This is a genomic window from Rhizobium sp. GCM10022189, assembly GCF_042656325.1.
In the GTDB taxonomy this organism is placed as follows: domain Bacteria; phylum Pseudomonadota; class Alphaproteobacteria; order Rhizobiales; family Rhizobiaceae; genus Rhizobium.
Window position 1 is genome coordinate 184,946 of the sequence record NZ_JBHSOR010000057.1, and the last position, 21,335, is coordinate 206,280.

Annotated in this window: 22 protein-coding genes and 1 pseudogene; 15 read left to right on the forward strand and 8 right to left on the reverse strand. The window is 63.1% G+C overall.

Annotated features, from left to right (window positions below):
• Nucleotides 1-5 precede the first annotated feature (5 nt).
• Both ACFPWW_RS28145 and ACFPWW_RS28150 read right to left on the reverse strand, forming a co-directional pair.
• Nucleotides 6-596, reverse strand: a complete 591-nt coding sequence (locus ACFPWW_RS28145) for an NUDIX domain-containing protein (RefSeq protein WP_377314456.1) — start codon at nt 594-596, stop codon at nt 6-8.
• Nucleotides 593-2,794 carry a molybdopterin-containing oxidoreductase family protein gene (locus ACFPWW_RS28150; protein ID WP_377314458.1) on the reverse strand — a complete coding sequence of 734 codons (2,202 nt, stop codon included), beginning with the start codon at nt 2,792-2,794 and terminating at the stop codon, nt 593-595. The genes ACFPWW_RS28145 and ACFPWW_RS28150 overlap by 4 nt, the downstream gene beginning before the upstream one ends.
• A gap of 17 nt (nt 2,795-2,811) precedes the next feature.
• Here ACFPWW_RS28150 and ACFPWW_RS28155 point away from each other — a divergent pair, with 17 nt between their 5' ends.
• Nucleotides 2,812-3,681, forward strand: a complete 870-nt coding sequence (locus ACFPWW_RS28155; RefSeq protein WP_112704991.1) for a 23S rRNA (adenine(2030)-N(6))-methyltransferase RlmJ — start codon at nt 2,812-2,814, stop codon at nt 3,679-3,681.
• Nucleotides 3,682-3,738: 57 nt separating this feature from the next.
• Nucleotides 3,739-4,335, forward strand: a complete 597-nt coding sequence (locus tag ACFPWW_RS28160; protein WP_112565979.1) for a glutathione S-transferase — start codon at nt 3,739-3,741, stop codon at nt 4,333-4,335.
• Between the two features lie 76 nt (nt 4,336-4,411).
• Here the strand turns inward: ACFPWW_RS28160 and ACFPWW_RS28165 are convergent, their stop codons facing one another.
• On the reverse strand, nt 4,412-5,044 hold the full coding sequence (locus tag ACFPWW_RS28165; protein WP_112565976.1) for an outer membrane protein: 633 nt from the start codon (nt 5,042-5,044) through the stop codon (nt 4,412-4,414).
• A 364-nt stretch (nt 5,045-5,408) separates the two neighbouring features.
• Here ACFPWW_RS28165 and ACFPWW_RS28170 point away from each other — a divergent pair, with 364 nt between their 5' ends.
• The 5 genes from ACFPWW_RS28170 to ACFPWW_RS28190 all read left to right on the forward strand — a co-directional run bounded on the left by ACFPWW_RS28170 (nt 5,409) and on the right by ACFPWW_RS28190 (nt 9,765).
• Complete coding sequence (locus ACFPWW_RS28170; RefSeq protein ID WP_112754421.1) at nt 5,409-6,176, forward strand: SDR family oxidoreductase; 768 nt, start codon at nt 5,409-5,411, stop codon at nt 6,174-6,176.
• Complete coding sequence (gene uvrC, locus ACFPWW_RS28175; RefSeq protein ID WP_112565970.1) at nt 6,173-8,215, forward strand: excinuclease ABC subunit UvrC; 2,043 nt, start codon at nt 6,173-6,175, stop codon at nt 8,213-8,215. The genes ACFPWW_RS28170 and uvrC overlap by 4 nt, the downstream gene beginning before the upstream one ends.
• Nucleotides 8,216-8,325: 110 nt before the next feature.
• Complete coding sequence (gene pgsA / locus ACFPWW_RS28180) at nt 8,326-8,916, forward strand: CDP-diacylglycerol--glycerol-3-phosphate 3-phosphatidyltransferase (protein WP_112565967.1); 591 nt, start codon at nt 8,326-8,328, stop codon at nt 8,914-8,916.
• The gene (gene moaD / locus ACFPWW_RS28185; protein WP_112565963.1) at nt 8,913-9,167 is read left to right on the forward strand and encodes a molybdopterin converting factor subunit 1; all 255 of its coding nucleotides are present in this window, start codon (nt 8,913-8,915) and stop codon (nt 9,165-9,167) included. Before pgsA ends, moaD begins: the two co-directional genes overlap by 4 nt.
• Before the next feature lie 136 nt (nt 9,168-9,303).
• Complete coding sequence (locus ACFPWW_RS28190) at nt 9,304-9,765, forward strand: molybdenum cofactor biosynthesis protein MoaE (protein ID WP_112565960.1); 462 nt, start codon at nt 9,304-9,306, stop codon at nt 9,763-9,765.
• Here the strand turns inward: ACFPWW_RS28190 and ACFPWW_RS28195 are convergent, their stop codons facing one another.
• Nucleotides 9,766-10,662 carry a branched-chain amino acid ABC transporter permease gene (locus tag ACFPWW_RS28195; RefSeq protein WP_377314462.1) on the reverse strand — a complete coding sequence of 299 codons (897 nt, stop codon included), beginning with the start codon at nt 10,660-10,662 and terminating at the stop codon, nt 9,766-9,768.
• A 65-nt stretch (nt 10,663-10,727) separates the two neighbouring features.
• Here ACFPWW_RS28195 and ACFPWW_RS28200 point away from each other — a divergent pair, with 65 nt between their 5' ends.
• The gene (locus ACFPWW_RS28200) at nt 10,728-11,276 is read left to right on the forward strand and encodes a CGNR zinc finger domain-containing protein (RefSeq protein ID WP_112704994.1); all 549 of its coding nucleotides are present in this window, start codon (nt 10,728-10,730) and stop codon (nt 11,274-11,276) included.
• The gene (locus ACFPWW_RS28205) at nt 11,273-11,779 is read left to right on the forward strand and encodes a hypothetical protein (protein ID WP_377314464.1); all 507 of its coding nucleotides are present in this window, start codon (nt 11,273-11,275) and stop codon (nt 11,777-11,779) included. Before ACFPWW_RS28200 ends, ACFPWW_RS28205 begins: the two co-directional genes overlap by 4 nt.
• Nucleotides 11,780-11,861: 82 nt before the next feature.
• Here the strand turns inward: ACFPWW_RS28205 and ndk are convergent, their stop codons facing one another.
• Entirely contained in the window at nt 11,862-12,284 is a 423-nt protein-coding gene (gene ndk / locus ACFPWW_RS28210) for a nucleoside-diphosphate kinase (protein ID WP_112565949.1), read from the reverse strand.
• 83 nt (nt 12,285-12,367) lie between these two features.
• Nucleotides 12,368-12,499: pseudogene (locus ACFPWW_RS28215) on the reverse strand (glutathione S-transferase family protein); the annotation flags it as partial.
• A 164-nt stretch (nt 12,500-12,663) separates the two neighbouring features.
• Between ACFPWW_RS28215 and ACFPWW_RS28220 the strand changes: the two are divergent.
• From ACFPWW_RS28220 to ACFPWW_RS28240, 5 genes are all read left to right on the forward strand, one after another.
• The gene (locus tag ACFPWW_RS28220; RefSeq protein ID WP_377314466.1) at nt 12,664-13,716 is read left to right on the forward strand and encodes a sensor domain-containing diguanylate cyclase; all 1,053 of its coding nucleotides are present in this window, start codon (nt 12,664-12,666) and stop codon (nt 13,714-13,716) included.
• Between the two features lie 91 nt (nt 13,717-13,807).
• Nucleotides 13,808-15,688 (forward strand): ABC-F family ATP-binding cassette domain-containing protein, encoded by a 1,881-nt coding sequence (locus ACFPWW_RS28225; RefSeq protein WP_377314468.1) that lies wholly within the window; start codon nt 13,808-13,810, stop codon nt 15,686-15,688.
• Nucleotides 15,689-15,875: 187 nt separating this feature from the next.
• Nucleotides 15,876-16,706 (forward strand): polysaccharide deacetylase family protein, encoded by an 831-nt coding sequence (locus tag ACFPWW_RS28230; RefSeq protein WP_112755740.1) that lies wholly within the window; start codon nt 15,876-15,878, stop codon nt 16,704-16,706.
• Nucleotides 16,707-16,794: 88 nt separating this feature from the next.
• Complete coding sequence (locus ACFPWW_RS28235) at nt 16,795-17,721, forward strand: Gfo/Idh/MocA family protein (RefSeq protein ID WP_377314470.1); 927 nt, start codon at nt 16,795-16,797, stop codon at nt 17,719-17,721.
• Between the two features lie 76 nt (nt 17,722-17,797).
• On the forward strand, nt 17,798-18,349 hold the full coding sequence (locus tag ACFPWW_RS28240) for a GrpB family protein (protein WP_377314472.1): 552 nt from the start codon (nt 17,798-17,800) through the stop codon (nt 18,347-18,349).
• Between the two features lie 59 nt (nt 18,350-18,408).
• Here ACFPWW_RS28240 and ACFPWW_RS28245 read toward each other — a convergent pair whose 3' ends face one another.
• Nucleotides 18,409-18,858 carry a DNA polymerase III subunit chi gene (locus ACFPWW_RS28245; RefSeq protein ID WP_112755738.1) on the reverse strand — a complete coding sequence of 150 codons (450 nt, stop codon included), beginning with the start codon at nt 18,856-18,858 and terminating at the stop codon, nt 18,409-18,411.
• Nucleotides 18,855-20,348 carry a leucyl aminopeptidase gene (locus tag ACFPWW_RS28250; protein WP_377314474.1) on the reverse strand — a complete coding sequence of 498 codons (1,494 nt, stop codon included), beginning with the start codon at nt 20,346-20,348 and terminating at the stop codon, nt 18,855-18,857. The genes ACFPWW_RS28245 and ACFPWW_RS28250 overlap by 4 nt, the downstream gene beginning before the upstream one ends.
• Before the next feature lie 140 nt (nt 20,349-20,488).
• Here ACFPWW_RS28250 and ACFPWW_RS28255 point away from each other — a divergent pair, with 140 nt between their 5' ends.
• A complete protein-coding gene (locus ACFPWW_RS28255) occupies nt 20,489-21,262 on the forward strand; it encodes a phosphatase PAP2 family protein (protein ID WP_377314476.1) in 774 nt (257 codons plus the stop codon).
• Nucleotides 21,263-21,335: the final 73 nt, after the last annotated feature.

Genomic DNA, 21,335 nt, shown 5'->3' on the forward strand with positions numbered 1-21,335 from the left:
TCAGGCTAGGCGAGGCTCGCCTTGTTCAGCACGGTCCATTGCAGCAGCGTGATCGTCTTGAGATCGACGATCTCTCCCCTGTCGACCATCGCAAGGGCTTCCGGCAGCGGAACCTCCAGCACCTCGATATCCTCGTGCTCTTCCTCAAGGCCGCCGCCGTCCGATGTCCGGTCGGCGGTATCGACCGTCGCCGCAAAGAAATGCACGACCTCGGTGATCGAGCCCGGCGCGGTGTAGGACTTGAAGAGGAAGCGCACGTCGCGGACCGTGTAGCCCGTCTCCTCCATCGCCTCGCGGCGGATGGCGGCTTGCGGTTCGTCGCCGTCGAGAAGGCCGGCGGGGACCTCGATCATCCAGGCGGGATCGCCGTTCACATAGGCCGGCAGGCGGAACTGCTTCACCAGCACGACGACATCGCGCCGGGGATCATAGAGCAGAATGCAGGCGGCGGGCGTGCGGTGATAGACCTCGCGCGGCAGGCGATGGGTCACGCCGTTGCGGTCGGTATAGTCGATCTGGTAGCCGGTCAGCTTCGTCCAGCCGTCGGACAGGGTTTCCTTGCCGGCGATTTCCACTTTTGCTTTCGATTGCGTCATACCGTGTCCTTGGCGGCGTCCCTGCGAAGCCAGACCTTGTTGTCATGCACGGCTGCGCCGCCATAGGGCGCGACGGGATCGGCGCCGGTGAGAACGTTGATGCCTTCGCCGTCGACATGCGCCTTGTTGGGCCAGAGGCCCTCGGCAATCAGCACGCCGGGCCTGACCTCGGTCGTCACGCGCACATGGATGCGCAGATCGCCGCGCCGATTGCCGATGCGGACGAGGTCGCCGTCGCCGATGCCGTTCGCCTCGGCATCGGCAGGATTGACCATCACTTCCGGACGGCCTTCCTTCTGGCGCGAGGTCTTCGTTTCCGAAAAGCTCGAATTCAGGAAGTTGCGCGCTGGCGAGGTCGCCAGGCGGAAGGGATGCTCGGGATCGGCAAGCTCGATGACATCGACCTGGTCCGGAAAAGCCGGCAGTTCGGCATAGGGGCCGAGCGTGCCGACGGAGGCCGGCGGCTTGTTCGGTGCCGCTCCGTTCACCCAGTCGGGACGGAAGTGGAACTTGCCGTCGGCATGGGCAAAGCCATTGAGATAATGCGCTTCCTCGAAGGCCGGCTGGCGGTCGAACCACTTGTGTTCGAGGAAATGGTCGTAATCCGGCAGGCCGCTTGCCGCCAGAACGCGATCGACCATTTCGCGCGCCGTGAAGCCGAAGCCGGGACGGTCGGCGACACCGAGGCGCTTTGCCAGTTCCTCGATGACGAAGAGGTTGGTGCGCACGGTCTCCGGCGGCTCGACGAGCTTAGGCCCAAGCAGGATGTGGTTCTGGCCGCCGGCACGGTAGATATCGTCATGCTCGACGAACATGGTGGCGGGGATGACGATATCGGCCATTTCGGCCGTCTCGGTCATGAACTGCTCGTGGACGGCGACGAAAAGGTCGTCGCGGGCAAAGCCGCGCTTCACCAGCCGCTGCTCGGGCGCGATATTCACCGGATTGGTGTTCTGGATCAGCATGGCCGTAACCGGGCCGCGATGGCGAAGGGCGACGGCGTCACCCGTCAGCGCCCGGCCGATCTGCGACTGGTCGATCATGCGGATATCGGCATCCTTCATCGACTTGCCGGTCAGCTCCGCATTGTTCATGCGGAAAATATCGCTGTTGGAATGGAAGGCGCCGCCGCCCTCATATTGCCAGGAGCCGAGCACGGTGGCGACCGAGGCGGCCGCATGCATGGCGACGGCGCCGTTGCGCTGGCGGGTGAAGCCGTAGCCCAGGCGGAAGAAGGTCTTCTTCGTCGTGCCGACGAGCTTGCCGAAGGCTTCGATCTCCTCGACCGAAAGGCCGGTGATCGCTGCCGCCCATTCCGGCGTCTTCGATTTCAGATGCGCTTCGAGGCCGGCGGGATCGTCGGCATATTTCGCCATGTAGGCGCGGTCGGCATAACCGTCGCGGAAGGCGATGTGCATGGCGGCGCAGGCGAGCGCCGCATCGGTGCCGGGCCTGACGACGAGGGCCATGTCGGCCTGCTTCATCGTCGGATTGTCGTAGATGTCGATGACGACGATCCTGGCGCCGCGTTCCTTGCGCGCCTTGACCGCGTGGGTCATCACGTTGACCTGCGTGGCGACCGCGTTCGTGCCCCAGATGACGACGCAATCGGCGCGCGCCATCTCGCGCGGGTCGGGGCCGCGCAGCATGCCGGTCGCCATGGTGAAACCGGTCCAGGCGGGATTGGTGCAGATCGAGGAGAAGAAGCCGGAATAGCGCTTGGCGTGGCGCAGGCGCTCGATCGAGTCACGCTGCACCCAGCCCATGGTGCCGGCGTAGAAATAGGGCCAGACCGCCTCGCTGCCGTCCCTGGCCTCGGCCTTCACGAAAGCTTCGGCGATCTCGTCCAGCGCATCGTCCCAGGAAAGCTGCTGCCATTGCCCCGCCCCCTTGGCGCCGGTGCGGCGCAGCGGATGCATGAGGCGGTCCGGGTGATAAAGTCGCTCGGCGTAACGGGCGACCTTGGCACAGATGACACCCGACGTATAGGAATGGTCGTTGGCGCCGCGCACACGGCCGACGCGGCCGTCTTGCGTGATATCCACCTCCAGTGCGCAGGTGGAGGGACAGTCGTGCGGACAGGCCGTGTGACCGATGCGCGATTTGGCATGGATGGGGGTCGCAATGTTCATGCGATTTCTATATGCCAAGGCTTGAGCGGCCAAAAGGCACAAAAATTCCCCGTCATCCGAATTCATAACAGGCATCAGCGAAAATGAACTATCGCCACATCTATCATGCAGGCAATTTTGCCGATGTGCTGAAACATGCGGTGCTGGCGCGGCTGATCCGTTACATGCAGAAGAAGGACGCCGCCTTCCGCGTGCTCGACACGCATGCCGGCATCGGCCTCTACGACCTTTCCGCCGAGGAGGCGCAGAAGACCGGCGAATGGCAGGGCGGCATCGGAAAGCTGCTGGAGACCGATCTCGGGCCGCAGGTCTCCGAGCTGCTGGAACCCTATCTCAGCGTGATCCGCGCGCTGAACCCGGAGGGCGGCCTGCGCTTCTATCCCGGCTCGCCGAAGCTCGCGCGCATGCTCTTCCGGCCGCAGGACCGGCTTTCGGCAATGGAACTGCACCCGGAAGACTATCTCCGGCTGCATCGCGTCTTCGAAGGCGACCACCATGCGCGCATCACCGAACTCGACGGCTGGCTGGCGCTCGGCGCGCATCTGCCGCCCAAGGAAAAGCGCGGCATCGTGCTCGTCGATCCGCCCTTCGAGGAAGACGGCGAATATGAACGGCTGGTGGACGGCCTCGCCAGGGCCTGCCGGCGCTTTCCGGGCGGAACCTATTGCCTCTGGTATCCGCTGAAGAAGGGCGCGCCGATCAAGCAGTTCCACGAGGCGCTGCAGGCAACCGAAATCCCGAAGATGCTTTGTGCCGAGCTTGCCGTGCGCAGCGACCGCGAGACCACGGGGCTGACCGGTTCGGGCCTCGTCATCGTCAACCCGCCCTTCACGCTGAAGGACGAGCTGCACCAGCTGCTGCCGGCCTTGAAGGACCACCTGGCGCAGGACCGTTTCGCCTCGCAACGCGCCTTCTGGCTGCGCGGGGAGACGAAGCCTGCCAAGGCAGATTGACCGACTCTCGGCGCTCGGGAATAGTCCGGCTCCGTCCGCATATCCAAAAGGTGCCCCATGAAGCTTCTCTGCTCCCCGACCTCCCCCTTTTCCAGCAAGGTGCGCATGGCCGCCCGCCATCTTGGCCTCGAGGTCACGGAAATCCGGGTCGATACGAATGCGGGGCCGGCGATCCTGGTGGACAACAATCCGCTCGGCAAGATCCCGACGCTGCTGACGGATGACGGCACCTCCGTCTTCGACAGTATCGCCATCATGCATTATTTCGACCGGCTGACGAAGGGCGCGCTCTATCCTTCCAAGAAGGGCAAGCGTACCGATTCCGAAGTGCTGGAAGCGCTCTGCGACGGTGTGTGCGACTGCCTGCTGGCAATCGTCTACGAGCGCCGCTTCCGCGATGAAGAGAAGGTGCATCAGCCCTGGATCGACCGGCAGTGGAAGAAGGTCGAGACCGCGCTGAACTATCTGGCCGCCAACGCGCCCAAGATCGGCAAGAAGCTGCATGGCGGGCATTTCGCGCTCGCCGCGACGATCGGTTATCTCGACCTGCGCTTCAAGGGCCAGTGGGAAGAGGACCATGCCGAGCTGACCGGCTGGCTGCGGGAATTCAAGAAGGCCTTCGACGGCTACGAGCAGCTGAAGCCGCAGACCTGAGCAAGCCGCCCTCGCCGGAGGGCACAAAAAAGCCGGGCGCGAGGCCCGGCTTTTTTCATGCTGGATGTCGTCCGTATCAGAACTTGACGCCGATACCGACCTTGACGCTGTTTTCGTCGAAACCGCGCGAAACGCTGCCGGAGTCGAGGTTGTAGTCCTTGTCCTGGTAGTCGGTGTAGCGGTATTCGAGGCGCGTCGTGATGTTGTTGGTCACGAAGGCTTCGACACCGGCGCCGACCGTGTAGCCGTAAGCCGTCTTGCTGTCGGAAGACGTGCCGTCGGAAACCTTGGTGTCGGCGAGCGCCAGACCTGCCGTACCGTAGAGCAGGAAGGGGTTCAGGTCGTAACCGACGCGGCCGCGGACGGAGCCGTTCCAGCCGGTCTTGTTCTTGATGCCGCCTTCGGTGACGTCGGCATTGCCATAACCGAGATCGGCTTCGGCGCCGTAAACGATCTGGCCCTGCTGGAAATTGTAGCCGGTGAAGAGCTGGCCGCCCCAATCATAGGTGTCGCGGTCGTGACCGAAGCTGCCCATGTTGTAGGTCGCGGCACCACCGAGGTAGAAGCCCTGCCAGTTGTTGACCGGAGCCGGGGTGTCCTCAGCGACCGGCGCCTGCGGGACCTGATCCACGGCATCGGCTGCCTGTGCGACCGAGAAACCGCCAACGGCGAGAGCGGAAGCCATGAGGCCAGCAAAGAGTATACGCATACTTGTCTCCTTTCAGTCCCGCGCGCTCGTCAACTCAAACTTCGGCGAAGCATTCACGGGGGATTACTAAATGTCCCTTCCGGTTCGAGAGTGAAATTGGAATGCAAATGCGGATTTGAAAGAGCCAAATTGTGATATCATTGTGGCTCTGCGGCGGCGGAAATTCGATGTTGCTTGGTTGCAACATACCGTTTATTAAGGATAATAATCAGTTAAACTTACAATACTTATTTTAATAAATCGCGCCGCCAAATAATACATAGAATATCCGGGCCGTATTGGCAATGCTTTCGGCCTATTTATATAATCGGGGCCTGCCCTTATATAGTCAGCAAACAGACTCGCAGGACCAGAAGGCAGCATCTTGACCCAGAAAAGACTTCGCGCGGCGCTTGTGACGGGTGCCGCCAAAAGAATAGGCCGGGCGATCGCCGAAGACCTTGTTGCCGATGGATTTTCGGTTGCGATCCATGCCAACGGCTCGCTCGCCGAGGCCGAGGATTTTGTGGCGGAATTGCGGCAGAAGGGTCATCGGGCGGTTGCGATCAAGGCCGATCTTGCCAAAATCGACGAGACCGCCGGGCTTGTGGCACAGGCCTGCGCGGCGCTCGGGCCGATCGATCTGCTCGTCAACAACGCATCGATTTTCCTCGAGGATTCGCTGCGCAAATTCGACGCCGCGGTCTGGGACGAGCATTTCGCCGTGCATGTGCGCGCACCGTCGATCCTTGCCGCCAAATTCGCCGAACAGCTGCCGGAAGCGCATGAGGGGCTGATCGTCAACATTATCGACCAGCGCGTCTGGGCGCTGCGGCCAAGCTTCTACTCCTATACCCTGTCGAAATCGGCGCTGTGGACGGCGACGCAGACCATGGCGCAGGCGCTGGCGCCGCGCATCCGCGTCAACGCGATCGGCCCCGGCCCATCCGTGCCGAGCGAACGGCAATTGCAGGAAGACTTCCAAGCGCAGGTCGCAGCCCTTATCTTGAAGCGAGGGCCTGAGCTTGAGGAATTCGGCCGAACGATTCGTTTTCTGTTCGAGACCCCTTCGATCACGGGCCAGATGATTGCACTGGACGGCGGCCAGCATCTCGCGTGGCAGACGCCCGACGTGCTGGAGATCAAGGAATGAATGCCAAGAAGCTGCCGGATGGCGGTGTTCTTTACGACGAGACCGACGACAGCGACGACGATATGATCGAGGTGGAGGGCGATGCCTCCGCCTCGCCGATTTCTGCGTCGATCGACTGGAATGCCGGCAGCGTCAACGAAACCGGGCTTGTCGGCCAGGAGCTGATCGCCGAATTCGTCAAGCGCCTGCCGAACAGCCCCGGCGTCTACCGCATGTTCAACGAGGCGGGCGACGTGCTCTATGTCGGCAAGGCCCGCAGCCTGAAGAAGCGCGTCGGCAACTACGCGATGGGCCGCGTGCATTCCAACCGCATCGCCCAGATGGTGCGCCAGACCGCCAATATGGAATTCGTCACGACGCGGACGGAGACCGAGGCGCTGCTGCTCGAAGCGAATCTTATCAAGCGCTTGCGGCCGCGCTTTAACGTGCTCTTGCGCGACGACAAGTCGTTTCCCTATATCCTGATCACGGGCGATCATCGCGCACCCGCCATCTTCAAGCATCGCGGCGCGCGCGCCCGCAAGGGCGACTATTTCGGTCCCTTCGCCTCGGCCGGGGCCGTCGGCCGCACGATCAACTCGCTGCAGCGCGCCTTCCTGATCCGCACCTGCACCGACAGCGTGTTCGAAACGCGCACCCGCCCCTGCCTGCTCTACCAGATCAAGCGCTGTTCCGGGCCTTGCACGCATGAGGTCAGCGACGAGGGCTATGCGGAACTGGTGCAGGAGGCCAAGGACTTCCTCTCCGGCAGGAGCCAGAAGGTGAAGGAGCATATGGCGGAGGCGATGAACGCCGCCGCCGAGGAGCTCGATTTCGAGCGGGCCGCGATCTATCGCGACCGTCTTGCCGCACTGTCGCATGTGCAGAGCCATCAGGGCATCAATCCTGCCGGCGTCGAGGAGGCGGACGTTTTTGCCATCCACCACGAGGGCGGAATTTCCTGTATCCAGGTCTTCTTCTTCCGCACCGGCCAGAACTGGGGCAACCGCGCCTATTTCCCGAAGGCCGACCCGCAGCTTTCCGGTGCCGAGGTGCTGAACGCGTTTCTGGCGCAGTTCTACGACGACAAGCCGGTGCCGCGGCAGATCATGCTGTCGGAAACGGTCGAAGAGCTGGAGCTGCTTGCCGCCGCGCTCAGCGAAAAGGCAGGCCACAAGGTTTCGATCCTCGTTCCGCAGCGCGGCGAAAAGCGCGATCTCGTGGAGCATGTCATCGCCAATGCCCGCGAGGCGCACGGCCGCAAGCTGGCGGAAACCGCCTCGCAATCGCGGCTGCTCGAAGGCTTCAAGGAAACGTTCGGCCTGCCCTATGTGCCGCAGCGCGTCGAGATCTACGACAACTCGCATATCATGGGCACGAATGCGGTGGGCGGCATGGTGGTCGCCGGGCCGGAAGGCTTCGTGAAGAACCAGTATCGCAAGTTCAACATCAAATCGACCGACATCACGCCCGGCGACGACTTCGGCATGATGCGCGAAGTGATGACGCGCCGTTTCTCGCGCCTGCTCAAGGAGGAAGGCATTCCGGATCGAACGGCGCAGGTCTCAGCCGCCGACGCGGCCGACATGCCCTTCCCCGCCTGGCCCGACGTGATCCTGATCGACGGCGGCCAGGGGCAGATGACGGCGGTGCGGGCAATCCTCGAAGAGCTCGGCATTACCGACAGCGTGATTGCGATCGGCGTCGCCAAGGGCGTGGACCGCGAGGCCGGCCGCGAGCGTTTCTTCGCCCCCGGCAAGGGCAGCTTCACGCTGCCGCCGCGCGATCCGGTTCTCTATTTCATCCAGCGCATGCGCGACGAGGCGCACCGTTTCGCGATCGGCTCGCACCGGGCGCGGCGCAAGAAGGAGATGGTCAAGAACCCGCTCGACGAGATCGGCGGCATCGGGCCTTCGCGCAAGCGGGCGCTGCTGCAGCATTTCGGAACGGCAAAGGCGGTTTCGCGCGCAGCACTTTCCGATCTCATGGCGGTGGAGGGCATTTCCGAGGCCGTCGCCAGGCAGGTCTACAATCATTTTCACGACGATGCCGCGAAATAGGCGGCGTCGGTCGCAAATTCCGCGCAAAGGCGGCGAAAAAACAGAAACAATGTTGACGGTCGGGCGCCAAAGCCGTCATCTACCGCCGCATCAAGACAGAGAACCGCTTCATGGCATCGCGTGCGTATAATATCCCCAATCTTCTCACCTACGGCCGCATCCTGGCGGTGCCGCTGATCGTCGTCTGCTTCTTCATCGAGGGCAAACTGGCGATCAGCAATACGGCGCGCTGGGTGGCGCTGTGGATCTTCATCATCGCCTCGATCACCGATTTCCTCGACGGCTACCTCGCGCGTATCTGGAACCAGACGTCGAATATCGGCCGCATGCTGGACCCGATTGCCGACAAGCTGCTGGTCTCCGCCATCCTGTTGCTGGTCGCTGCCGACCAGACCATTGCCGGCTGGTCGATCTGGGCGGCCATTACCATTCTCTGCCGCGAAATCCTGGTTTCGGGCCTGCGCGAATATCTGGCCGCGCTGAAGGTCAGCGTGCCGGTGACGCGCATTGCCAAGTGGAAGACGACGCTGCAGCTTGTCGCCATCGCCTTCCTGCTTGCGGGTCCTGCCGGTGACGAGATTTTCCCCTATACGACGCAGACGGGCATCGCGCTTCTGTGGATCGCCGCAATCCTGACGATCTATACCGGCTATGATTATTTCCGCGCCGGCCTGAAACATGTGGTGGACGACGAAGAATGACGCGGCTTGTCTATTTCGCCTGGGTGCGCGAACGCATCGGCAAGGGTGAGGAAGAGATCGACCTCCCCTCCTCCGTCGTCAGCGTTGCCGATCTTCTGAATCATTTGAAGGGCCTGGGCGAGGAATATGAGATGGCTCTTCAATATCCCGATGTGATCCGGGTGGCGATCGACCAGGAACATGTGGAACATGACGAGCCGATCGCCGGCGCGCGGGAAATCGGTATTTTTCCGCCGATGACGGGTGGCTGAGATCGTCGCCGTGGTGCCGTCGGGCTATTCACCAGCCACTCTTGGACGATTGAGCGAATGATAGGATGACGGTCGTGCCGTGTCGCTACCTCTCTACAGGCTCTGCCGCGGCGTCAAGGCGGCTGGGGATGCCATCATGACCATCACTCCGACCGTCCGGGTCCAGCGCGAGGATTTCGACCTGCAGGCGGAAGTCGACCGGCTTTCCAGGGGCAGGCCCGGCATCGGCGCTATCGTCACCTTTTCCGGCCTCTGCCGCGATGAGGGCGGCACGCTCTCGGCGCTCGAACTCGAACATTATCCGGGCATGGCGGAAGCGGAGATGACCCGCATCGGCAGGCTTGCCATCGAGCGTTTCGGGCTCAACGGCCTCACCGCCATCCACCGCTTCGGCAAGATCGCCGCCGGCGAGAATATCGTGCTCGTCGTGGCTGCCGCGCCGCACCGGCAGGCCGCCTTCGACGGTGCGAGCTTCGTCATGGATTTCCTGAAGACCTCCGCGCCCTTCTGGAAGAAGGAACATGGCAAGGACGGACATGCCGGCGACTGGATCGAGGCCAAGGATGCCGACGATGCCGCCCGCGACAAGTGGAAATAGTCACAGCACGACGCGCTCGCGCCTGCTCAGCACCAGCAGGAACACCAGCAGCGAAAAGATGGCGAAATCGCGCCAGATGAAGGAGCCGTAGGCGCCCCAGAGCGTCTCGACGAGCGCCAGGCCGGCAGCGCCGCCCGCCGAGCGCAGCGGATCGGAATAGCCGCCGACGGCCGCTATCATCAGCACCTTGAGGCCGAACATCAGGCCGGCGCCGAAATCCATCGATCCGTAATAGAGCGTCGCAAGGATGCCGCAGCAGGTGGCGACGAGTGCGGCGGCCCCATAGGACACGAGGAAGACGCGGCCGGCGCTGGTGCCGCAGAGTTCGGCGGCAAGCGGATCGTCGATGACGGCGCGCCACAGCCGGCCCCAGGCGGTTCGCTTCAGGATCAGCGCGCCGATCGCGACGATCGCACCCATCAGGACGGTGTCCAGAAGCTGGATATAGGTGAGCGTCACCCTGAAGGTGCCGTCGCTCCAGAAGGTGAAATTGTCGTTCAGGAGCGGCTGCAGCCAGATGGCGCGGGTATTGGCGGCAAGGCGCGCCGCCTCCATCAGCACGATCATCATGCCGAGTGCGGCGACGATGACCGTATTCGGCGATTTGCTGGCGAGCGGCAGCATGATGGAACGGCCGATCCAGACCCCCGCTCCCACGGAATAGACCAGCGAGGCGCAGATGCCGATCGCGATCGCCGCCGGCAGTATGAGCCAGAGGCGGTTATAGGCCATGTCGGTGAAAAGCAGCAGGATCTGGCCGGCAAAGGCGAAAATCGCCCCATAGGTGATGTCGGCGCGCCGGGTGACGCCGAAGGCGATCGAATAGCCGAAGGCAAGCGTGGCGTAGAGCGCTGCGAGCGGCACTGCATTCGCCAGTTGCTGCAGGAGATAGGCCATTCCGAAACTCCAGATCACCTCAAAATAATAACTGGCAAAATGTGTTTTACCAGTTATATTTTCGTATGAGCTTTTCCTGGACCGCACACCGTTTTTCCGGCGGCGCACTGGCGCTCGATGTCGCCAACAGCGTTATCCTGCGCCATGACACGGCCCGCCGCATCGACCGCTTCGCGGCCGAAGGGCAGATGGACCGCTTTCCCAAGGCGGCGCAGGAATTCTGCGCCGAACGGGCGCTGTTCGGCGACATAGCGCCGGTCGGGGCGCAGAACAGGGCGAATTTCATCGCGCTGCGGGAAGCGACGGACCGCTACTTCCGGCAGCGCGTGATCGCGGGCAATGACGACCGGCTTCTTGCGGCACTGCTGGAGGCGCTGGCGCGCACGCTACGGGGCGCTACGGAAAAGGGGCTCGACGCGGCGACCGCCCATTCGGTTCTGCGGCTGATCGCCATGCCCGATCCCGAGCGCATGAAGATCTGCGGCAATTGCGGCTGGCTGTTCATCGACCGCAGCAAGAACAGGAGCCGGGCCTGGTGCGACATGGCCGTCTGCGGCAACCGCGCCAAGGCCAACAGGCATTACCGGAGGAAAAAGAAGGAGGAGACGCCATGAAACGGCGTGTGATCATGACGGCGCTCGCGGCAGCAGGGCTTGTGCTTTGCGCCTGCCAGCGCCAGGCCGAAACCATGCTGGAAGTGACGGGCCATCTCTTCGTCTTCAACTACCGCATCGCCAGCGCCACCTATCTGCTGACGCTGAAGAAGACGGCGCCCATTCCCGACGGGTCGACCATCGTCGCCGAATTCGAGAACCCGCAGGGCGGTCAGCCGCTGGTGCTGACCCAGACGGTCTTCTCGATGGACGACAAGATCTCCGTCCAGAGCGAGAACCTGCATTGCGTGCGCAAGGACCGGCCCTATAGCGTCACTGTGAAGCTGGTCGACAAGGACGGCAAGCTCCTGCAGGAGCTGAAGACGCAGTTCAAATCCGATCTCGACCAGACGGTGCTGCCGAGCAAGCCGCTGGTTCTGGGCGCCGGATATGAGAAGAACCCGGAAGTCTTCAAGCCCGACGGGACGACGGATTTTTCCAATACCGACAAGTGCCCGGCCTGAGCGCGGGCAACAAAAAAGCCGGGACGAACCCGGCTTTCATGAATCATTTCAACGCATTCCGAAGCAATGCTCCGGCGCGGAATCAGCCGACGATTTCGGTGTCGGAGAACCAGTACTTGATTTCCTGGGCAGCGGTTTCCGGAGCGTCGGAACCGTGGACCGAGTTTTCGCCGATCGAGAGCGCATGAACCTTGCGGATCGTGCCTTCGGCAGCGTTTGCCGGGTTGGTCGCGCCCATGATTTCGCGGTTCTTCAGGATGGCGCCCTCGCCTTCCAGAACCTGAACGACGGTCGGGCCGGAGGTCATGCCTTCGACGAGCTCGCCGAAGAACGGACGGTCCTTGTGAACGGCGTAGAAGCCTTCGGCTTCGCGCTTGCTCATCCAGACGCGCTTGGAGGCGACGACACGCAGGCCGGCATCTTCGAGCATCTTGGTGATAGCGCCCGTCAGGTTGCGCTTCGTTGCGTCCGGCTTGATCATCGAGAAGGTGCGTTCAATCGCCATAATTCAGATCCTCATACTCATCGGGGAAAAGTGGGCGGTCTTTACCCGCCTCACCGCCTGAAAACAAGGGGTCTCCGGCAATTTCACGCCGCTGTCACAGTGCGGCCCCGGCTCTCGTGACGATCGGGGCAAGGTTCGAACCGTGCCATGACGGGGTCGTCAGGGGCGCGCACGGCAAGACCGGCGATGCGCCGCCATTGCGGCGCGCCCATCACGCCCGCCGCCGCCCCCCGCCCCCGGAAGGCAAGAGTGCATTAACCGGTTTCATCTCTTCCCGGCCCGCGGAGCCTGGAAATTCAAGGTCTCTTAAATGCTTGCCGGCATAGCGGAAGGGGAGAGCCGATGGCCCGAGAGGACCGGTGGCAACAAGGGGATCGTCATGCAGACTGCCGCTGCAATTGCATTGAATGGGCGCGAGACCGCCCGGCCGACGCCGGCCGCCGACAGCCAGAAGGTCGTCCAGCACATGGTGCGCCTGAACGTGGCCGGCCTGCCGCGCAATTACGAACTGTTCCACGAAGCGCTGATCGGCCTCAATGGCGGGCTGGCGCAGGATATCGCCGCCCTCGGCCCGCATCCGCAGCAGGAGGCGCTGGACGAACTCGGCCTGCGCTACCGGCTCGTCGGCCATTACGGGCTGGCGGGCGAGCGCGCGCGGGACGAGGCGAGCCGCGTGCTCACCCAAACGGCGTCGCGCCTCGCCGAAGGGCGGCTGCATCACCAGGCTTTCGCGCGCGCCTGCGAGACCATTCTCAAATCCGTCTCGGGCCAGCAGGAGCAGCAGAGCCTTGCCGACTTCATGGCGGAGGTCGATTATCTCGCCTCCTCGCTTTCGGCCGTCCTTGCGGCGGAACGAACGATCGGGGCGAAACTGGAAGAGGATATCGAGCGGCTGACGGCGCTGGAGCGGGGCATTTGCGCCATGCAGGCGGCGGCCGTCACCGACAGGATCACCGGCCTGCCGAACCGGATCGGGCTCAACCGCGCCCTCGACGATCTCTACGGCCAGGAAGAGGGCGCGGCCGGCAGCGCGCTGGTCATGGTCGATATCGACGATTTCAAGGGGCTGAACGACCGCTACGGCACGCAGGCCGGCAACAAGCTGCTGAAGAAGCTTGCCGGCCTCTTTCGCAAGACGGTGAAGAAGAACGATTTCATTGCCCGCACGGAGGGTGACGAATTCGCCTTCCTCTTTGCCAATGTCGGCATGCAGGATGCGCTGGCGATTGGCGAGCGGCTGCGCGGTTGCGTCGAGGACAATCTGGTGTTTGCGGCATCCGACACGTCGGAAGCCGGCGGCCTGACGATTTCGGTCGGCGTGGCGCTGAGCGGCGATGCGGCAACGCCCGGCCAGCTTCAGGCCAATGCCCGCGTGGCGCTGCTTGCCGCCCAATCCAATCCGCGCCAGCCGGTGCAGGCATTCGGGCGCTGAGCGTCCGGCCGCAAGTATCGACGGCAGACAGCGGCAAAGGTGCCGCTGAGCCATCTTGCCTTGGCGGCGGCTTTCGGCCAAAACCGCGCGCATGATTACGATCTCAGACATTTCCGCCCGCATTGCCGGCCGCCTGCTTCTCGACCATGCCAGCCTCTCGCTGCCGTCAGGCGCGAAGGCCGGGCTCGTGGGGCGCAACGGCGCCGGCAAGTCCACCCTGTTCCGCGTCATCACCGGCGATCTCGGCGCGGAGAGCGGGACGGTATCGATCCCGAAGAACGCGCGCATCGGCCAGGTGGCGCAGGAAGCGCCGGGAACTGAGGAATCGCTGATCTCGATCGTGCTGTCTGCCGACAAGGAGCGCGCCGCGCTGCTGGCGGAGGCGGAGACCGCGACCGATCCCCACCGGATCGCCGAAATCCAGATGCGCCTCGTCGATATCGACGCCCATTCGGCGGAGGCGCGCGCCGCCAGCATCCTCTCCGGCCTCGGCTTCAGCCAGGAGGCGCAGGCGCGGCCCGCCTCCTCCTTCTCGGGCGGCTGGCGCATGCGCGTGGCGCTCGCCTCCGTGCTCTTTGCCGAACCGGACCTGCTGCTGCTCGACGAGCCGACCAACTATCTCGACCTCGAAGGCACGATGTGGCTGGAGGATTATATCCGCCGCTATCCGCATACGGTCATCGTCATCAGCCACGACCGCGATCTCCTCAACAACGCGGTCAATTCCATCGTGCATCTCGACCAGAAGAAACTCACCTTCTACCGCGGCAATTACGACCAGTTCGAGCGGCAGAAGGCGGAGGCCGACGAGCTGCAGATGAAGGCCAAGGCGAAGAACGAGGCGGCGCGCAAGCACCTGCAGAGCTTCATCGACCGCTTCAAGGCCAAGGCCTCGAAGGCAAAACAGGCCCAGTCGCGCGTCAAGGCGCTGGAGCGCATGGGCACGGTCGCCGCCGTGATCGAGGATCACGTTCAGCCGATCACCTTCCCGGAGCCGGAAAAGCAGCCGGCCTCGCCGATCGTCGCGATCAGCGGCGGGGCGGTCGGCTACGAGCCCGGAAAACCGATCCTCAAGGGGCTCAACCTGCGCATCGACAATGACGACCGCATCGCGCTGCTCGGCTCGAACGGCAACGGCAAATCGACATTCGCCAAATTCATCTCCGGCCGCCTGGCGCCGGAGAGCGGGGAAGTGCGCCTGGCGCCAAGCCTGAAGATCGGCTTTTTCGCGCAGCATCAGCTCGACGACCTCGTCCCCAACGAGACGCCGGTGGAACATGTGCGCCGGCTGATGCCGACCGAGCCGGAAGCCAGGGTGCGCGCCCGCGTCGCGCAGATGGGTCTTGCGACCGAAAAGATGGCGACGGCGGCCAAGGATCTCTCCGGTGGGGAGAAGGCGCGCCTGCTGATGGGCCTTGCCGCCTTTCATGCGCCGAACCTGCTGATCCTCGACGAGCCGACGAACCATCTCGACATCGACAGCCGCCGCGCGCTGATCGAGGCGCTGAACGATTACGACGGCGCAGTCATCCTCATCTCGCACGACCGGCACCTGATCGAAGCGACCGTCGACCGCCTTTGGCTGGTCAATAACGGCACGGTGACGAGCTTCGAAGGCGACATGGACGAATATCGCGACCTGATCGTCGCATCCGGCAAGAAGAAGGACGAGCCGAAGCAGTCGGAAGAACAGACATCGAAGGCCGACCAGCGCAAGCTTAACGCCGACAAGCGGGCCTCGCTCGCCCCGCTGAGGAAAAAGATCAACGAAATCGAATCCTTGACCGGCAAACTGGAGAAAATGATTCAGACGCTGGATGCGGAGCTTGCGGACCCGGCGCTCTACGAGAAGGCACCCGCCAGGGCGGCCGAAAAGGCCAGGCAGCGCGGCGAGGCAGCCGCCAAGCTTGCCGCCGCCGAAGAAGAATGGCTGATGCTGTCCTCGGAATATGAGGAAGCGATGGCGGGCTGAGGCGCCGCAATCGCATTTTCTCAAAGCCGGGCACCACGCAGGCCCGGCTTTTTCCTGCCCGGAACAGCCCCTGTTCTGGACGCGGCGAAGTGCCGCGTCATGGCCGGGATCCGGCCGGTCTCAACCGATCGTTAACCATAATCAGAAAGGTTGTCTCAACTTTTTCACTGATTTGTTGAGCCCTTTCATGCATCGTTTCCTCGCCTTGTCCAGCATCGCGCTGACCCTTGCCCTTTGCGGTTGCGCCACGACCAAGCAGCCAGAACCGGACAAGACGATCAAGACGTCCTCCGTCATCGCGCCCGAGGGCAAGAGCCCGGCCGGGAAGGACGAGGAGGATGCGGACGTCCCCGACCATGGCGGCTGGCATCATCTGGCGGGACGGACGCTGGAGGTCTCCTCCCTCTCCGAACTGAAGCTGCACGACAAGGAAGTGATCCTCAGTTTCGATGACGGCCCGATCCCCGGACGCACGGACAAGGTTCTGGCGGTGCTCGACAGGTTCGGCGTGAAGGGCGCCTTCATGATGGTCGGCGAAATGGCGGAACTGCATCCGCAGCTTGCCCGCAGGATCGCGCAGGACGGCAATGCGATCGGCAGCCATACCTACAGGCATGCCGATCTCGCGACGATGAGCTTCGATGCGGCGATGAAGGAAGTCGCCAAGGGCCAGTTGGCCGTGACCAAGGCGACGGGCGAGGACGTGAACTTCTTCCGCTTCCCCTATCTCGCCGAGAGCCGGAAGCTGCGCACCGCCATTGCCATGCGCGACATGGTCGTCATGGATGTCGATATCGACAGCAAGGACTATTTCAATACGACCCCGGTCGCCGTCACCAGACGCACGATGGACGAACTGCGCAAGCGCGGCCGCGGCATCATCCTGATGCACGACATTCACAAGCGGACCGCAATGATGTTGCCGGCACTGCTTTCGAAACTCGAAGCGGAAGGCTACAAGGTAGTGACGCTGAAATTCAAAAAGAGCTCCGCGCCGGTGGAAATGGCTTCGCTCTGATCGCGATGACTTGCCCGCGGACCGCTTTCTGATAAAACGGCGCGCAATAAGTCATACTTTTAGCGAAACACCGAACGCGAGCTTCACCATGTCAGCCATCAACCTCGCCATCGTCGGCGTCGGCAAGATCGTCCGCGACCAGCACCTTCCCTCCATCGCCGCCAATGCCGATTTCAAGCTGGTGGCGACGGCGAGCCGCCACGGCACGGTCGACGGCGTGACCGCCTATACCTCGATCGACGACATGCTGGCGGCCGAACCGTCGATCGACGCCGTTTCGCTCTGCATGCCGCCGCAATACCGCTACGAAGCGGCCTACAAGGCGCTCGTCGCCGGCAAGCACGTTTTCCTGGAAAAGCCGCCGGGCGCGACGCTGAGCGAAGTGGCCGATCTGGAAGACCTCGCCAACCGGCAGGGCGCGACCCTGTTTGCAAGCTGGCATTCGCGCTACGCCGCCGCCGTCGAAGCCGCGAAATCCTTCCTTGCCTCGACCGAGATCAAGAGCATGCATGTGATCTGGAAGGAAGACGTGCGCCAGTGGCACCCGAACCAGGAATGGATCTGGCAGGCGGGCGGCCTCGGCGTTTTCGATCCCGGCATCAACGCGCTGTCGATCGTCACGCATATCCTGCCCAAGGCGATCTTCCTCAGCGGCGGCACGCTGGAATTCCCCGAGAACCGCGACTCGCCGATCGCCGCCGACCTGCATTTCCGCAATGTCGACTATGTTCCGGTTCATGCCGAATTCGACTGGCGCCAGACGGGCAAGCAGAGCTGGGACATTATCGCGGAAACGGCCGCCGGCCAGATGGTCCTGTCCGAAGGCGGCTCGAAGCTTTCGGTCGACGGAGAACTGAAATTCTCCGCGCCGGAAGCCGAATATCCCTCGCTCTACCGCCGCTTTGCCGAACTCATCAAGGCCGGCAAGTCGGATGTGGATCTGGCGCCGCTGCGCCATGTCGCCGATGCCTTCATGCTCGGCAAGCGCAAATTCGTCGAAGCGTTTTACGATTGATCGGCCATCGCCGGCAGATGCCATTGCGCCTGCGGAATGCTAGAATGGCGGCACCGACACTTGAGGGGCCGCTTCCATGCAGCAGGAGCAGGATGAAACGTTTGGGTTGGGCGTTCGGCATCTGACGGTCAGGCTGTCTGACCCCAATGCGAAATGGCACGAGGCCTATCTGCACGAAGAGGCCAGGATCCGCGAGGCGCTTGGCCCTCTGGCGCTCGATATCCAGCATTTCGGCAGCACCGCCATTCCCGGCATCAAGGCCAAGCCGATCATCGATATCCTGATCGGCGTGCACCGCCTCGACGACGGGCTTGCCTGCATCCGGCCGATGGAAACGATCGGCTACGACTATGCCGGCGCGGACGTCGTGCCCGACGACCATCTCTTCGGCCGCGGCATTGCGGGCGAGACGCGCACGCATCTCGCCCATGTCGTCGAATATCAGGGCTTCAACTGGCGGCGCGACATCTTCTTCCGCGACAGGCTGCGCAACGATCCCGCGCTCGCGCTCACCTATGAGGAACTGAAGATCGGGCTGGCGCAGAAATTTGCCGAAAGCCGCGCCGCCTATACCCAGGCGAAGAAGGATTTCATCGACAAGGTTCTGGCCGAAGCGGGCCTCGCCTGACGATCCCCAGGGTGTCGCGGCCGCAAGACCGGCGCGCGGTCTTGCGCGAGGCGCTCCGCTCAGGCCTTCTTTTCCCACCGCCCTTCCGGCGTCTGCTGCCAATAGGTGAGGTTATGCCCCTCGCCTTTCAGCTTTTTCCATTGGGCGCGTGCGCCTTCGAGCTGCTCCTGGTCGTAGCCGTCGAACATGAAGACGATGCGCTCGTAATCGGCCGCCGGCGGCGGCTCGGCGCCGTCGACGATGAAACGGACGGTGGCCGCATTCGCATTGCCGGGAGAAACCGTCAGGAGAACCGGCTGGTCGCCGGCGAAATCGGCCTCATCCGTGCCATGCGGCAGGAAACTGTCGTCCCGGTAGGTCCACAGGTGCTGATCGAGCTTGTCGCGCCGGTCGGCCTCCTTCGTCTGGACGGCGACGCGCCAGCCGCGCTCGACGCTTTTGTCGAGCAGCGGCGGAAGCGCGTCTTCCAGCTTCGATTCCGTCAGGTGGTAGAAGAGGATTTCCGTCATCGTGTTTCGTAGTTCGAGCGCACCAGCTCATCGAGCAGCCGCACGCCGAAGCCGGAGCCCCAGGACTGGTTGATCTCGTCCTGCACCGAGCCCATGGCGGTGCCGGCGATGTCGAGATGCGCCCAGGGCGTTTCCTGCACGAATCGCTTGAGGAAATGCGCCGCGGTGATGGAGCCGGCAAGACGGCCGCCGGTATTCTTCATGTCGGCGAACTTGCTGTCGATCATCTTGTCGTATTCCTTGCCGAGCGGCATGCGCCACAGCTTCTCGTTGGTGACGAGGCCGGCCGCCGTCAGCTGCGCCGACAGGGGATCGTCATTCGAGAAGAGGCCGGCATGGCTGTTGCCGAGCGCAACCATGATGGCGCCGGTCAGCGTCGCGAGATTGACCATGAACTGCGGCTTGAAGCGGTCGTTGCAATACCAGAGCGCATCGCAGAGCACGAGGCGGCCTTCCGCATCGGTGTTGATGATCTCGATCGTCTGTCCGGACATGGAGGTGACGATGTCGCCCGGGCGCTGGGCGTTGCCGTCGGGCATGTTTTCCACAAGGCCGATAATGCCGACGGCATTGACCGCCGCCTTGCGGGCGGCGAGCGTGTGCATGAGCCCGGTGACGGCTGCCGCGCCGCCCATGTCGCCCTTCATGTCTTCCATGTTGGCGGCCGGCTTGATCGAGATGCCGCCGGTATCGAAGACGACGCCCTTGCCGATGAAGGCGATCGGCCGATCCTTGCCCTTGCCGCCCTTCCACTGCATGACCGCAAGGCGCGGCGGACGGACGGAGCCCTGGGCAACGCCGAGCAGCGCGCCCATGCCGAGACGGCGCATTTCGCGCTCGGTGAGGATTTCCACCTCGACGCCCAGCTTTTCCAGCTCCTTGACCCTGGCGGCAAACTCCACCGGGCCGAGCGCATTCGGCGGCTCGTTGACCAGATCGCGGGCGAGATTGACGCCGTCGGCAACCGCTTCGGCATCGGCGAAGGCCTTCTTGGCGGCGGCGGCCTCGGTCGTGACGATCGTCACCTTGACCGACTTCGCCTGCTTTTCCTCCTCGTCGTTCTTCTTCGTCTTGTAGGTATCGAAACTGTAGGCACGCAGCAGGATGCCGAGGGCGAAATCGGCCGCAGCCTTGGCGCCGACTTCTGCACCCGGCGCATCGATGAAGATCGTCGCCTTGTCGGTGTTCTTGATTTTCGCGGCGGCGCTGCCGCCGGCCTTCAGCCAGTCGTGGGCGGCAAGCTCTGCCGGCTTGCCGAGGCCAAGCACGACGAGGCGCTCGACAGGCGCGCCTTCCGGCGCCACCAGGTCGAGGGCAGTCAGCGATTTTGCCGAGAAGCGCGCAATTTTCGAGGCCTTGGCGATCACTCCCGCCGGATCGGCAATATCGGCCCCGGCGGCGACGTCGGCCTCCGACGTTTTCAGAAGGATCGCGAGGCCGCCGCTGAGCTTTGCCGATTTTGAGAATGAAATTTCGAATTTTGCAGACATGTCTTCTCCGATGGGATTCATGAAATCCGTTCGGAGGGATAATTTCGCGTTTGACGGGTCTGTCAATGGCCGGCGACAGTTGTTATGTTCCGCGCGGCCGCCCGGCCAAAAGGTTTTCGTCAGTTTCGTAGATGTTTGCGTTGACAGTTTTTTCGAAAAATCGATGGCGGGGTCCGGCAATTCGCCTGCCGAAAACGGCGTTCGGCGTCTTTATCCTGCTTTTCTGGGTGTGGTGGCTGCTCCTGGCCCTGTTCCGCGCCTTCCCCGGGATAGACATTTATTTTTCCCAGCTTTTTTTCGTGCAGGCGGCCTGCGGCGGGTCAGCTCCGGCCACACAGATCTGCGGCTCCTTCCCCTATCGCAGCGAGGCGATCCTCGGCCTCCTGCGCACGCTGTTCTTCTACGTTCCCTATGTCGTGACCGCGGTCATGCTGTGGAAGCTCGCGGAATGTTATCAACAGCATGGCGCGACGTTCAACGCGCCGCGCGCCCGCGACCTGAAAGTGGCGCTCGGCACGCTGCTGATCGGACCCGTTCTTCTCGTCAACGTGATCCTGAAGGAACATTGGGGCCGGCCGCGGCCGGTCCAGACCGATTTCTTCGGCGGCACGCTGCACTTTGCCGAAGCCGGCTCGCTGGCCGGCAAATGCCTGTCGAACTGCTCGTTCATTTCCGGAGAGGCGGCGAGTGCCGGATGGCTGTTCTGCCTTCTGATCTTCGTGCCGAAGTCGCTCCGTTATGCGCTTGTCGCCCCCGTTGCCGCCGTATCCATCCTGACGCCGGCGATGCGGCTCTCCTTCGGCGCGCATTACCTGTCCGACGTCGCGCTGGGGTGGCTGTCTTCGGTCGTCATATTCGCGGCGCTGATGGCACTTGCCGAGTCGCCACGGCAACAAAAAAATTCTGAAATTTGAATGAATTTTTGACACTGACTTGTCGCAAAACCGAGACAAACAGCGTAGAGGGAATCTCCTGCTGATCATACCG